Source organism: Magnetospirillum sp. XM-1, assembly GCF_001511835.1.
In the GTDB taxonomy this organism is placed as follows: Bacteria; Pseudomonadota; Alphaproteobacteria; order Rhodospirillales; family Magnetospirillaceae; genus Phaeospirillum.
Window position 1 is genome coordinate 1704706 of the sequence record NZ_LN997848.1, and the last position, 13248, is coordinate 1717953.

The 13248-nt window shown below is 67.5% G+C and carries 9 protein-coding genes; all 9 read right to left on the bottom strand.

Annotation, left to right across the window (positions count from 1 at the left end; all coding sequences use genetic code 11):
• Nucleotides 1-83: 83 nt before the first annotated feature.
• Nucleotides 84-5750, bottom strand: a complete 5667-nt coding sequence (locus XM1_RS07975) for a hypothetical protein (protein ID WP_068432398.1) — start codon at nucleotides 5748-5750, stop codon at nucleotides 84-86.
• A gap of 4 nt (nucleotides 5751-5754) precedes the next feature.
• Nucleotides 5755-6924, bottom strand: a complete 1170-nt coding sequence (locus XM1_RS07980) for a hypothetical protein (RefSeq protein WP_068432400.1) — start codon at nucleotides 6922-6924, stop codon at nucleotides 5755-5757.
• Nucleotides 6925-6933: 9 nt separating this feature from the next.
• Nucleotides 6934-7731 (bottom strand): hypothetical protein, encoded by a 798-nt coding sequence (locus tag XM1_RS07985; protein WP_068432402.1) that lies wholly within the window; start codon nucleotides 7729-7731, stop codon nucleotides 6934-6936.
• 10 nt (nucleotides 7732-7741) lie between these two features.
• Nucleotides 7742-8299 carry a hypothetical protein gene (locus tag XM1_RS07990; protein ID WP_156428674.1) on the bottom strand — a complete coding sequence of 186 codons (558 nt, stop codon included), beginning with the start codon at nucleotides 8297-8299 and terminating at the stop codon, nucleotides 7742-7744.
• 95 nt (nucleotides 8300-8394) lie between these two features.
• Nucleotides 8395-8850 (bottom strand): hypothetical protein, encoded by a 456-nt coding sequence (locus XM1_RS07995; protein ID WP_068432410.1) that lies wholly within the window; start codon nucleotides 8848-8850, stop codon nucleotides 8395-8397.
• Nucleotides 8850-11159, bottom strand: coding sequence for a hypothetical protein (locus XM1_RS08000; protein ID WP_156428675.1), 2310 nt, complete (start codon nucleotides 11157-11159; stop codon nucleotides 8850-8852). The genes XM1_RS07995 and XM1_RS08000 overlap by 1 nt, the downstream gene beginning before the upstream one ends.
• 57 nt (nucleotides 11160-11216) lie before the next feature.
• Entirely contained in the window at nucleotides 11217-11909 is a 693-nt protein-coding gene (locus XM1_RS08005) for a hypothetical protein (protein WP_068432416.1), read from the bottom strand.
• A gap of 6 nt (nucleotides 11910-11915) precedes the next feature.
• Nucleotides 11916-12287 (bottom strand): hypothetical protein, encoded by a 372-nt coding sequence (locus tag XM1_RS08010; RefSeq protein ID WP_068432420.1) that lies wholly within the window; start codon nucleotides 12285-12287, stop codon nucleotides 11916-11918.
• 60 nt (nucleotides 12288-12347) lie between these two features.
• On the bottom strand, nucleotides 12348-13247 hold the full coding sequence (locus XM1_RS08015; RefSeq protein ID WP_068432424.1) for a hypothetical protein: 900 nt from the start codon (nucleotides 13245-13247) through the stop codon (nucleotides 12348-12350).
• Nucleotide 13248 lies beyond the last annotated feature (1 nt).

Here is a 13248-nt window from a genome sequence, read left to right on the forward strand (position 1 = left end):
CCGTGCCGGACGAACCGGACGGGCGGATCAAACGAAGAACCGGGCGTAAAACGGGGCGTATAAACCCAGAACGCCCTGTCGCCCTACCGGGTGTACGTTCTCGCTTTGCCCCCGCTGGGCCCGCCCCTGCCTTTACTCTTCTCGCCGGCCACGGCGTTGGCGAACTGGGTGGAGGCTTCGGGGGACGACAGGCCCATGATGGCAGCGCCGGTCAGGGTGTTGAGCACCGGGCCGCCAGGGACGACCGCCAGCGCCGCCGACGCGAACGGGGAGGCGAGGCGATAGCCGGCCTGGGCCGCGTTCCACTCGGCGGTGTTGGTGTTGCCCGTGTTCTTGCCGTAGGGCTCGGGGAGCAGGCCGATGAGCTTCTGGGCGTTCTGGAGGAAGTAGCCCGGACCCGGCCCCAGGAACATATTGGCCAGATCGCGCTCATAGCGGACGGACAGGATCGAGTTCACGTAGGGGGACGCCGCGCCGAACATGCCGGCCCGGTCCAAGTGCGTCATCGTGCTGCGGATGGGTTCCTTCTGGCGCTCCTTATCCGCAGAGGGGTTGAACGCGCCCTCGCGGATATTGGACATGGCGACCTGCCCCATCGACATGATCGCGTAGGCGGCGGCGATCCCGGCGGCGCCGGAAACCCGCTCCCCGCCGGTGAGCTTCTCACCCAGCCCAGTCTTCCCGGCGACATTGCGGATGCCTCTCTTGCCGGACGCCAGCATCACGTTCCGCCAGAAGGCGTAGTTGAACGACGCGATGCCATACATCAACCGGGCGACCGGAATGTTGGCCATGATCGGCTTGTCGTAAGCCTTGGGCTGCTGGACGACTTCATCGACGAAGCGACCCAGGGCCGCCCGGTACATCTTGGCCTCGGGGGCGTCGCTGGTGATGATCTCATGGCTGGACGGGCTCTTGTCGAGCCACGCCTTTACGGACGCCGTCTCCTCGGGGGCGATCCCCAGCTCGGCCAGCATGGACTTCGCAGAGGCGCTGCGCTCGGGCCGCTCCAGGTTGCGAAGCAGCGATCCCACATAGCCCTGGCCGATGCGGGTTGAGGCGACGCGCTGATGCTCGGTCAGGGCAGCCAGACCGACCTTGTCGAAGAACATGGCGTTGACGCGGGACGGGGTGATCTTCTTGCTCCCGACGACGATGCCGTGGCGGTCCGACAGGCCAGCGCCCCAACGGGCCGACAGGATCATCTGCTGCGCTGCCTCACCGACCAGCCCCAGGCCCTCGGCCAGTTCTCGGGCGTCCTGCATGTCCTTGGACTTGAGCACGGACCGGATGGTGTCGTGGAACGCCCGGAGCCCGTCCCCGACGTTGCCAGTGCGGACGCCGGCGGTGAGAGGCTCCATGACGGACGAGAGCACTGCGCGAGGCAGCAGAGCCACGTTGGCCATGGTGGACGCCCACTGGCTCAGTCCGAGCATGGCATCCGGCCAGGAGGTCCGGACGCGGCCCACGGAGCTTTCCCACGCGGACTGGAGCATGGAGACATCGGGGGCCTTCATGCCGCCTTCGCGCATCTTGTCGAACAGCTCGTTGGCCTTCTCGCCGTTCCGCCCGAACCGGGTGGTGAACTCGGCCAGCCGGGTGGTCTGGTGGAAGTAGCTGGTCAGCGCCGAAACGACATCCGTCTCGTAATAGGGCTTGAGGATGGCGTCGGTCTTGGGGCTGGTCAGCTCACGGCCCTTGGTGTGCCGGGACGCCGGGCCCATGCCGAACTCGTCCGCGCCGATGCCCATGATCCGGTCGAGCCATTCACGGGCAGCGGTCCGGGCCGTCTCGGCGTCCAGTCCGTTCTCACGGTATGCTTCTTCGGCCTTGGCCAGGAAGCCCTTGGTATCGGCCAGCACCTTGGCTTCCGCCACGATGCGGGGGAAGTAGTCCTTGCGGTTGCCGATCTCGACGCCGGACTTCTGGACGAAGTCGCGCTGCTCGTCCAGCAGCTTGCGGATCGAGTTGGCGACCCGCGCCACCCGAGGATCACTGGGGGTCCGGACGCCGGCCAGGGCATCGCGGACGGCATCCTGGAAAGGCACGTCGTCCAGGTGCTGCTCCAGGATATTCCGCATCCGGGACATCATGCCACGGCCACGCTGCTCGACGGCTTCGTCGTAGCCCTGACGGACCAGCCGGCCTTCACCCGGCGCCGAGCCCAGAAGATCGGACATCTGGCGGACGGCCTCCTTGACGGCGGGCATGTCCTTGTAGCGGGCCTCCATGGCGTAGAAGTGCGCCCGGTTGCTGGCGAAGAAGTAGCGGGCGTTATTGGCCAGGGCCTCGCGCAGGTTCAGACGGTTGGGGGACTTGAGGTCCGCCGGGTCCGCCCGCAGGCCACGCAGCCCGCGCTCGATGCCCTGCCGTTCGCGCTGGAAGAAATTCCGGACGGCCTTGATGGCGGGGTCCACCAGCATCTGCTTGATGAGGGCAGGGTCAGCGGGGTTGGAGTAGAAGCGGTCGAGAGGCAGCTTGGCGACGTTGTTCTTGACGCCCTCCACCGCCCGCTCCGTCGGGGGCATCTCGTAGGTCGCGCCCTTGCCTCTGGCAGTGACACCTTGGACTTTGACGGGGCCGCCCAGCTCCGGAGGCGCCGGATTGTCAGCCAGGAACTTTTCGGCAGCGCGAACACCTGCGGAGTAGTTGCCGTCGTACCGATAGGACTTGGTCGTATCGGTCCGCTCGGGGTCCAGCTTTCCGTTCACCGCGTCAGACCAGCCGCGCTCAAAGGCGACGAGCCCGCCACCCTTAAAGTCGCGTCCGGCCAGGGCGAGGTCCAGGGCCCGCTGGTTCTTATTTTCCCAGCGCCCGGCGACATCGGCTTTGGCCGCCTCAAATCGGTTGAGCGTCTCCTGCCGGGCGCCTTCGGCAGCCGCCTTCTGCTCTCTGGTCAGGGGCGACTGCGTCCGGCGATAGTCGTTGTCCGACATCGTCTTGAGGATCGAAGCCTCGCTGGCCGCTGCCGGGTTGATCTTGCGGGACGACAGCTCCCCGGACGGCGCCGGCAGGTTAGGGTTGGGCTTCCAGCCAGGGACGCCCTGCTGGGGCTCGGTAACGGTGTTACCGGCGGGGGCGGGTTCGGTAACGGCGTTACTGGCGTTCTTCTCGCGCTCGGCTTGCAGCTCGGCCATTACCCGGTCCGTCTCGGCGTGCGCGGCGGCCTCGCGCTCCTTGGCGGCTTTGACTTCCGCCATGGGGTCCACGGTCGGCGCGGGCGCCGGCTCGACGGGCTTTACCTCTTCGGGCTTCGGGCCCGCCAGCTCACGGACGGGTCCGGGCTGCGGGGCCTGGGCCTCGGGGGCAGGCGTCTCGGTCTTCGGCGGCTCCTGGGCGGTGCGCCCGCGCTCCTTCACGGTGAAGCCCTTGCCGGACGGGTGGTTGGACACCTCGAAGACCTGATCGGGGGACTTCTTGTGGCCCTCGTTGATGATCCACTTGGCCGCCTGCTTCTGGTCGCCAAAGATCACCGGGCCGCCCTTCTCGGACTTCACGAAGCCGAACTCGTCGGTGGCGTAGCGCCCTTCGGCATCCGGCTTGCCCGGCTTATTGGAGAAGGTGCCCTTGGCCTTGGCGCCGTCATATTTGTTTCGGGCGTCGAAGTCCTCGCCGCGACCCGTCTGCTCGCGGGTCCGGCGGTCGGCTTCCTCGCGGGCCTTCCACTGCCGGATCAGTTCCTCTTCGGACGCGGCGCGCTGGGCCTTGGCCTCGGCTTCGGCCCGCTGGCGGAAAGCCTCCTGCTGGGCCGGGTTGGCGCCGTCGGTGCTCTCCATCTTGAACGGACGATCCGAGGTGCCGGTGCTGGTGCGGTCGTAGGCGCCAGCGCGGGGCTGGCCCTCGCCGGCCCTGGTCTGCCGTCCCTCGACCTGGGTGTCGGTCGGCTGATAGGCGCCGGGGCGTCCGGGCTCGGGCTTGGTGGCCGGGGAGTACCGGCCTTCACCGGTGGCGCCCGGCTGCCCGCCGGCCTCGGGGGTAAACCCTTCCCGCCCGGACAGCCCGGCGTCCGCAGTGTGCAGCGTGGCACCGGGTTGCTCGGCGCCGCGCTGGCGCTGGGCCGCCGCCACCACCCGCTCGCGGGCGTCCGGAGACATGCGGATCAAATCGTTCTCGGTCATGCCGAGCTGGTCGCGGACGAGGGCCACGGGGTCTTCCCCGATACGGCCCTGGATTTCCCCGATGTGGCGCTGGCCGTCTTCGCGGACGCGAGGGGCAAGGTCTTCGTAGCCGGTCATGGCCTCGCCGGACGGGACAGCGCGGGGCGTCTCCATCTGCTTCTGGGCGATGCCGACCTGCTGCTCGGTCATGGGCAGGCGCGAAGCCTTCTCCGGGGAAGGCAGGGCAAGCCCGGTCTGCTCCGGGATGGTCTGACCACGGGCCCCCGCCTCTCCGGACGGAGCCACGTAAACCGGACGCTCGCCGGAGGCGCCGCGCCGCACGTTCATCTCGGTCTGCGCCTGGGCGACCTGGGTGTCCGACATGGGCAGCCGGCTTTCCTGGCCAGGGGCCGGGAGAGCACGGGGGGCCTGATCGCGGACAGCGGCTGCCGTGGCAGCGTCGGCGGTGCCGGCAGTTGCGTCCCCGAACCGGGTGGCAGGGGCAACGGGGATCACGTCCGGGTTCGTCGGGGCCTGCGGCTGGAGGCCCTGCTCGCGGAACGCGGCCAACTCCTCCGGGGAATACTCACCGGGGGCCTGGGCCTGCATGTTGCTCTTGGCCTTCTCCAGCATCCGGGCCTGCTGCTCCGGACGCAGCTTGGGGAACGCCTTGGCCGCGTCCTCGCCCAGGCCCTTCCGGACCAGTCCGAGATTTTGGTCCAGAGTCGCCTGGGTGGCAGCGGCGTCCGAAATCAGAGGCTGTTCCGGACGGTTGGCGCCCAGGTTCGCCAAGCGGTTGGCCAGACGCGGGTCGCCGCTCTCCAGAGCGACTACCGCCTTCTCGACGATGCCGGGGTTCTGGGCGACGACAGCCGGATCGACGCCACGGCCCTGGAGGGTGTCGGCATCGGTCGGGATGCGGGAGAGGTAGGCCGTCTCCTCGGGGGTGAGGGTTTCCGGACGGCGGGGCATCACGTTGCGGTCACGGAGCCGGACAGTGCCGCCGCCGGGGGCGCCCATGCCGCCCATCAGGATGGCGCTGGCAGCGATGTCCGTCGCGTCGGCGTTGGGGTCCGCCGCAGCCTGGGCGCCGCCGAAGGCAGCGTTGCCACCCACGCGGGTCGGCATCGCGTAAGGCGAAAGACCGTGCATGATCTTGCCGGCGGCCAACCCTTCGACGCCGCCCTCGATGGCGGGGACGATGCCCTGGTCGGCCTTGCCCAGCGCGCCCATGGCGCCCATGCCGGCCACCGGGCCCATGACAGAGACGACGGGCGCCAGCATGGCGAGATCGACGGGCGCCTGACCGATGCCGGCGTAGACCTTCTCCAGCAGGTTGGGGTCTTGCGGCATGATGTCTTGGGCGCGCTGCTGGAAGCGGCCTTCCATGCCACGGAGGTAGTTGGTGACGACGTTGTCCGGCGCGACTTCCCCGCCGCCATACGCACGGTCCAGCAGCTCCGAGGCGTTGGCCAGATTATGGGTCACACCGGCACCGCCGCGCTGGAGGCCGGACCACACGGCCTTGCCGACGCGGGCCAGACCCTCGCCGGGGGTATATCCGGACGGGGCCGCCGGAGCAGCGCCGAATACGTCCGCGTCCGAAAGTTCCTGGGGGGCTCCAAAGACTTCCGCGTCGCTCAGTTCAGCCATTTGATTACGCTCCAGGTGCGGCGGGAACCCAACCGGTGCCAGTCCAGGTCATCGGTCCTCTGGGGGTGTCGTAGACTTTCCCTTTGACGCGGGACGCCATCGGGGGGATCGCCGGCTGCTGGGGCGCCTTCACCGGGGCGGCAGCGGCAGGGGGCGTGATCTGCGCCGGGGTGTCCTTGAGTATGTCGAAGGGGCTAAGAGAGCGGACAATCTTGGCGGGCCACGACCTCTCGTCCGCCGGGGTGTACTTGGACCCCTGGGCGTACCCAAGCGACGCCACGGCGGCGTCGGTCGCGGACTGCATGTTCTTGGTCGTCTGGAAGACCTTGGCTGCCTCGGCTTTGGCCACCGCCATCTTCTCAGGAGGGATAGCCATAAGGAGGTTGGGGTCGATGCCCTGGTTGCCCTTGGCGTCCACGGAGAGCCCGCCCAACACCTTGGCGATGCCGACTTCCAGGGCCTGATCTTCCTTGTCCGTCCAGGCGGGCGCGTTGACCTTGCCGTCGGCGGCGCCGGACACGCCCTGGACCACTACTCCCGGCAGCCCCATGTTCTGTGCGACATCGGGCCGGAAGGTCGTGGTCTGGTCCTTGTTCGTCTGGACGTAGTTCGGGTTGTTGAACTTCCACCGCTCGCGGGTGTCCGTCTTGTCGTACCCGTAACGCTGCGCTGCGGCGGACGTGTCCGAGCCGTACCGGCTGTCCGCGCTGCTGATGTCCTGCCCGCGCCGCTCGGTGGCGTCGGACGCAGTGAAGCCGAGCTGGGTCTTGGCGTAGTCGCCGCCGTTGGCGACCACCATGTTCGCCAGGGCGCTCTGGTTCACCGCGCTCGGGTCGCCGGCGCCGTAGATGGACTGCGTGACGCCCCCGATGTGCGGGAGGTAGTCCTTGCCCAGGCGAACCATGTGCGACATGACACGCTGCCGGGTGGCCGGGTCGTTGGCCCAGCCCTCGGTCATCATCCCAGGGAGGGCGCTCTTGACGCTCGCGGCCTCTTGCAGGTCCGCCGTCTCCTGGCGGGCCTTGGAGGCGTTGGCCTCGTAGTAGCCGCCCTGCTTCTGGTACAGCTCATGCCGCGCCATCTGCGCCGGGTCGCCAAAGAGCGACTTGGCCAGGGAGGAGCCCGCGCCCAGCATCTGGAGGTAGTCGGTGTTGTCACCGGGGTAATAGGGCATCGGGGCCTCCTAGTAGATCGAGCCGGGGTGAGGCACCCGCGAGAGGTACGGGCTGTAGCTGGTCGAGAGCACGTTGCCGCCGGACGGAGCGAAAGACCCGACAGACCCGACGCCAGGGGTCACGGACCCCGCGCCCGACACAGTGCCGGACGAGGCCCCGCCCAGGGCGCTGGCGCCGCCGAACGCGCCCGCGCTGCCGGCCATGCCCAGGCCCATACCGCCCAGCGAGAGCAGCGAGCCGAGCATCGAGTGCCCGCTCCCGCCCGCACGGGACGCCGCCTGCATCTCAGCCGGCACCACACCCGCCGAGCCCTTGGAGAAGTTGCCCCACATGCCCACATCGCCGGCGCCCTTCTGGAGCATCTCGGCGTTGGAGAAGGTGCGGTCCGCGAAGCCGCCCAGCCGCGCCTTGGCGGAGAGCTGCTTACGGGTTTCACCCAGCGCCTGGGCCAAGGTGGCGGCGTTGCTGTCCTGGATGACCTTGGGAGCTTCCGAGGACGCGCCAACTTCGGACGCTTGGTCGTTATAGTCGCGGGACGCTGGCACGACGTTGTCGTAGAGCGCCTGCCGCTCGTCCGTCTTCTGGCCGGTGAGCTGGTCCTGCTGCGGGCGGTCCATCTTGTCCAACTGCCCCTGCCACGTCTGGAGGGCGCTGTCCTGATACCGCTTCTGGCGGGCGGCTTCAGCGGCCTGGACATCCTCCATGGCGCGCTGGGATTTCTCCTGGGCCTCCTGCTGTGCCCGGCTTTGCATGACGGCGCCGGCCACCGACATAGCTGCGGCGACGATAGGCAGTACAGCGCACATGGCCGCCTCCTTAGTTGACGATCCGCGAGCTGCCGGCGGCAGTTGCGTTCCCGGTCCCGGTGGCCGTCTTGCTGCCGAACAGGTTCGACTTGGCGATCTGCCCGAGGATGCCGGTGCCGTCCGTCGCGGTCGGCTGCGACGCGGCCAAGCTCGCGGCGATGTTGGTGAACATCTGGCCGATGGGCGAGAAGGTCGGGCGCAGGGAGAGATTGTTGGCCGCAGCGGCGGACGCAGCGGACGCAGCCGCAGGGTCAGCCGACGCATTGAGCTGCGACACCAGCGAGGACCGCTCGTTGGACACGGCGGACCGGGCCTGCTTCTCCTGGTTCAGAGCTTCGTCCACCAGGGCGCCACGGTTGATGTCATATTCTTTCTGGAGGGCAGCCTGCCGCTCACCAGCGATGGTGCTGTCCGAAATGCCGCCGCGAGCCAGGGCGTAGGCGAGCTGCTGCTTGGCCTTGCTGTACTGGTCTTCGAGCTGGGGCGTGGCGTAATCCTGGTACGCCGTCCGGATGTTGCTGTAGTAGGGGTCGTCAAACTTGGTGAACGCGGCGTCGATGCTGCGCATCCCCTCGCTGATGCGAGCCTGCCTTGCTTCCTCCGCAGCGCGAGCGCCACCGTCGCCACCGCCGTCACCACCGCCGCCGCCGAAACCACACATAGCTACCTCACCACGAATACATGGAAGTCTTCCCCGTTGCGGCCAAAGCCGCGATGGGTCGTCTCGATTTCAGCGCCGAGGAGGTGAAGCCAGTCGTGCGCGTCGGTGTGCCCGACCATCGAGTACGCATGTATCCGATGCGATCCGGACTTACGCAGTGTCGGTATGATATTATTTCGGACGAAACGAGACAACCCCAAACCGACTTTAGGTAGCTCGTCCGTGGCGAACATCCAGGCAGTCCAGACGCCCGGCCAGGGGTTCACCGCCCCGAAGCACGCGATGGGCCGGTCCGTGCCGGCGATCCAGGAGAACGCACCCGCCGTCACCATGGTCTTCTCAGCCAAGTCCATAGGGTCGTCCGACCACATGGTCGCGTAGATTTCCTTCTTGTCCCACTCGCGCATGTTCGCTGCCACCCGCAGGACATCCGCGTAATTCAGCTCCGCGAGGTTCATCAGCCGGACCCTACGGAGGTATAGTGGACAATGACGTTTGAGAGTGTGGCGGCGCCGGCACTGGCGCAAACCAGCTTGAGCCCGATATGGGTTCCTTCCCCGACGGCGGCGACCTGCCCCAGAGAGTATGTGGTCTGCGTCACCGTGCCGACCAAGTCCCGGACGGTCGGGTGCAGTGGGTCGGTGCCCACATAGACGGACCAAGTGTTGCTGCACGCCACGTCGATACCGGCCACGGTCTTGGATGTCGCCGGCGCCTGCCCGTCGAGCATAGGCAGCTCGACCGTGACCGTGCAGTTGTCGTAGGTCACTTCGTCGTCGCCGCCATAGAGGTAAATCTCGTCGGCGGCGCGGACGTAGATGCGGTTGCCCAGGACCACCATCTCGTCCGGGGTGAAGCCGGGATCATAGGTGGACCACGCCGCGATCTTCGACCCCGAGAAATACGAGAAGACGTAGATCAGGTTGCCGAGCGCCAGCCAGAACCGACCGGTGACGGGCTCCACGATGGCTCGGGCCTTGGCCGTGTTCGTGGCGCCCAGGGACAGCATGTGCTCGATCAGCAGCTTGTCCACCGGCGTGCCCACGTCCGACACCGCAGCGGCGTTGGAAGCATCGCGGGCCCGGAGGCTACGGAGCCCGCTGGCGGACAGGTAGAACACGTCCGCGTCACCGAACTGCATGATGGCGCCGCCGGCGACCGCGCCGTTATTCCGGACCACCTGGATTTGGGTGTTCTGGTTGGGGTCGGCGTCGAGCTGCCAAAGCTGGATCGAGCCACGGGAGAAGATGGCGACCCGGTTGTAGTAAATCTCCATGCCCACCAGCTCCTCGGAACCGGCGTCCTGGTTGGCCATGTTGATGACGCCGGCACCCGTCTCGTTGGAGGACCACTTGGTCGGGTCGTTGAGGGCGCAGAACGGCATCAAGCTGGCAGCGGTGGCGTAGACCTTGGACTTGATGGTCTTGACGGACGTGGCCTTTCCGGACGGGCGGGTGGCAGCGCCGAAGGTCTTGTCGCCCAGCGTCACCGAGAACCTATCGTCCACCTCGAAGGTGCCGCCCACCGTCAGGGTGGAAATCTGGGACTGGCCGGTCACGGCGGACACGCCGCCCGCCAGCGCGTTGCCGCTGCCAGTGACGGTCACGGACCCGGAGGTTGTGACCGTAATCACCTTTCCGTTGGCGCCGGCACCGGCACCGGCAGCCGCCTTGATCGTCACGGACGAGGAACTCGCCGTCGCGTCATAGTCGGGGCTGGACGAATAGGACGTGACCGTCGAGGCCACGTTGGTCGCCATGGCCGAGTTGGAGATCGACCAGTTGACGCGGGAGCCCAGCACCTCGATGCCGTCCACCTTGATGGAGGTGATGGCGTTGGTCACGCCGCTGGCCATGTTGGCGGTGGAGGTGGTGATCGTGCTGGCCGTGGCCGCGACCACGAAACCGTTGGCGTCCGCGCCGACGCTCTGGGCAGCCGAGATGGTGACGACAGCCCCGACGGCGGCAGCGGTGTATTCCGGACTGGAGGTGTAACTGTTGATCTGGGTGGCGATGTCAGTCGCCGTCTGGGTGAGCGAGGCGTTGTAGTTCACCGTGGCGCCCAAGACTTCGACGCCGTTGACCGTGATGCTGCTCACCGATCCGGACGCGCCCCCCGTGAGGGTCACGGTGCCCGTGGCGGCGGTGTTCGCCGTGCCGCCGGTGATCGTGACCGTGCCGGACGCCCGCGTCTCCGAGATGCCCGAGATGGCGACCTGGGTGGTGGCAGCGGTGAGGGCTTGGTTGTCCGTGGCGCCCCCGTTGGTCGCCGTGGTGGACACCGCATAGGTCGTCCCAACCGGGCCGGTGACGGTGACGACGCTGCCAACCCGCGTAGCGGTATAGTCGGCGTCCGCGTCGATCAGCGCCCGCAGGTGCTCCGCGATGCCATCGTTGTTGGTCATGGCGGACCGGACGATGCCGGCACCCCAATCCGTGACCAGGGCGCCGTCGTAGAAGTGGAAGACGGACCCGTCCGAATACTCGGCCAGCACATAGAGCTTGCCGTTGAAGACCTCGGCATCGACGACGCGGGACATGGTGAGCCCGTCCGGATGCTGGAGCCGCTGGTAGGTGACGCCGGTCGGGACCGCCGGGGCGGTCGCGGACCCGAAGACATAGAGCTTCGAGTTGGCGGCGGCCATGCCGAAGGTGCCCGCTGGCAGGGTATACTTCCCCACGAACGCCTTGCGCTTCTCGATCTCACCGCCTCGGGTGATGTGGGCGTTAGACAGGGTCTGGAGAGAGCCCGGCGGTGCAGTCAGCACCGTCTTGCGCGTGTCCAGTCCGGCCCGGAAGTCTTCTACCAGGATGTAGGGCATCTGCTACCTCCGGGGCGCGAAGGGGATTTCGATCTTTCCGGGGACTGTTCCGGCAGCGCTGGGCGTCCGGGTCCAGACGCCGCGCTTGTTGGCGCCGCCCTGGCCCTTGATCTTCCCGTAGAGGGCATTGGCTGCGGACAGCAGCTTCTCGGCGCGGGGGTTCTTCTGTTGCCCGAGCAGCTCGGCGGCAGCGAACAGGACGATCATGTCGCTGTCCAGATCGCAGGTGTCGCTGTCGGCGGCGAACGGTCCGAGCTGGCGGACACCGCGAAACCGCAGGGTCGCTGCCTCGGACGGGATGGGCCATACCTCAAGCTGGGAAGTCTCGTATGGCGCCCAGTTGAGGGCGGGGGCCCCGCGCACCCCGGCGTCGCTGTCGTAGAGCGACAACTCGCCCGGACCGATCCCGAACGCCACCGGGAGCCACTGGCTGCCCTGCTTGGTGTGGACGTTGACGATCCGCTCGTAGTTGAGGTCCGACGGGAAGCCGTAATACCTCTGGCCGGCGGACAGGGAAACATCCCGGTCCACCACCAGATGCGGCCAATCAAAGTCGTTGTAGAGGTGCGTCTGCACCCGCTGGAGCATCCGGACCAGTCCGGCACGGGCCTGCTGGCCCAGCGCCGGATTGGAGGAATGGCCGGCTTCGGCCCTCAAATCCGATACGAGCTGGACGAGCTGGACACCGCGAGGCATGGCTGGTTACTCCGTGGGATCGACTGCGGGGGCATCGTCCTGTCCGGGGACAGGCTTCTTGCCGCGCCGGACGGGGGCCTGGGGTTCATCTTCTTCGACCACGTCTTCGCCAGGGACGATGTCCCGGAACTGGACGTGGACGCTGGGGTTGGTGCCGGGGAAGACCACACGGAACTTGGTGTCGCCGTAGACGGCCTTGAGGTAGTCCACGATGTCGCGGTTCTTGCGGTCGTCGGACCCGGCGCGCTCGATCCGGACGACGGCGTCGGCGCCGTGGATGGACTGGAGCAGCAGGATTTCCGCGAGCGGAATACCGGTCTTGCGGACCTCATAGCCGATCTCACCGCCGAGGCGGACGAAGCAATTAGCGAGTTCCATGAGTTCTCCTTACATGGACGATGGGGTTCCCGGCGGGACGATCCCGCCGGGGTTCCCGGTTTAGCCTGCGTACTGGCTCACGCCCCGATTGGACGCGTCCGGAATGGCAGCGACGAGCACGAAGCCCTTGCTGCCATCACAGGCCGAGTTGGGGTCGTAGGTGCCACGGACATCGCCAGTGGTGGCGGTGGCCTTGGTGGTGACGCCCGCGACAACGGTGCCGGCAGTGGCAGTCGCGCCGTCTTCCAGCTCATGGAGCACAAGCCCCGTGGCCGGGAGGTAGACGGGCAAGCCCAGCACGTCGCCGGTGCCGATGGTGGCGCTGGTGACGTTGGCGCTGAACGACGCCGAGGTGACGGTCTTGAAAGCCTTCTTGCCGGCCAGCGAAGTGCCGGAGGCAGAGCTTTCGACCACCGTGTTGCCGAACTCGTCGGTGCCGGTAACGGTCAGGACGGCGGTGCCGGTCCAGGCCGCGACCACGTTGCGGGGCACGTCGAAGGTCGCCACGCCGCTGGTCGCCAGCGCGCCGTTGATGACGGCGAGCGGGGTGGTAGCGATGGTGACGGACTGCGACGCAGCGACGCCGTCGGCGTCAGCAACATTGGGCGAGCCCAAGTTGATGAGCTGAACGCTGGCGTTGATGACCTTGACGACATCGGTGGTCGGACGGGTGATGTAGTCGTCCGGGCCCAGGCGGTTGATCTGGAGCGAGCAGGTGGTGCCGGACGCGATGGTCGGCATCCCCGCGCCCCAGGTCAGCGTGATGTTGGATGCGTTGGCGTTGAAGGTCAGGGCGAAGTGGGTCGGGGAGACATAGGTGTTCCCGTTGACCACCAGGACGTGGCCCTTGTTGCCCACACCCACATAGCTGCCCTTGGAGCGACCGCTCGGGTACGAGACGGTGGCGGTGCCGGAGGCAGCGAGGCTGGACCCCAGGGTAAACGAAGCGACATCGAACATT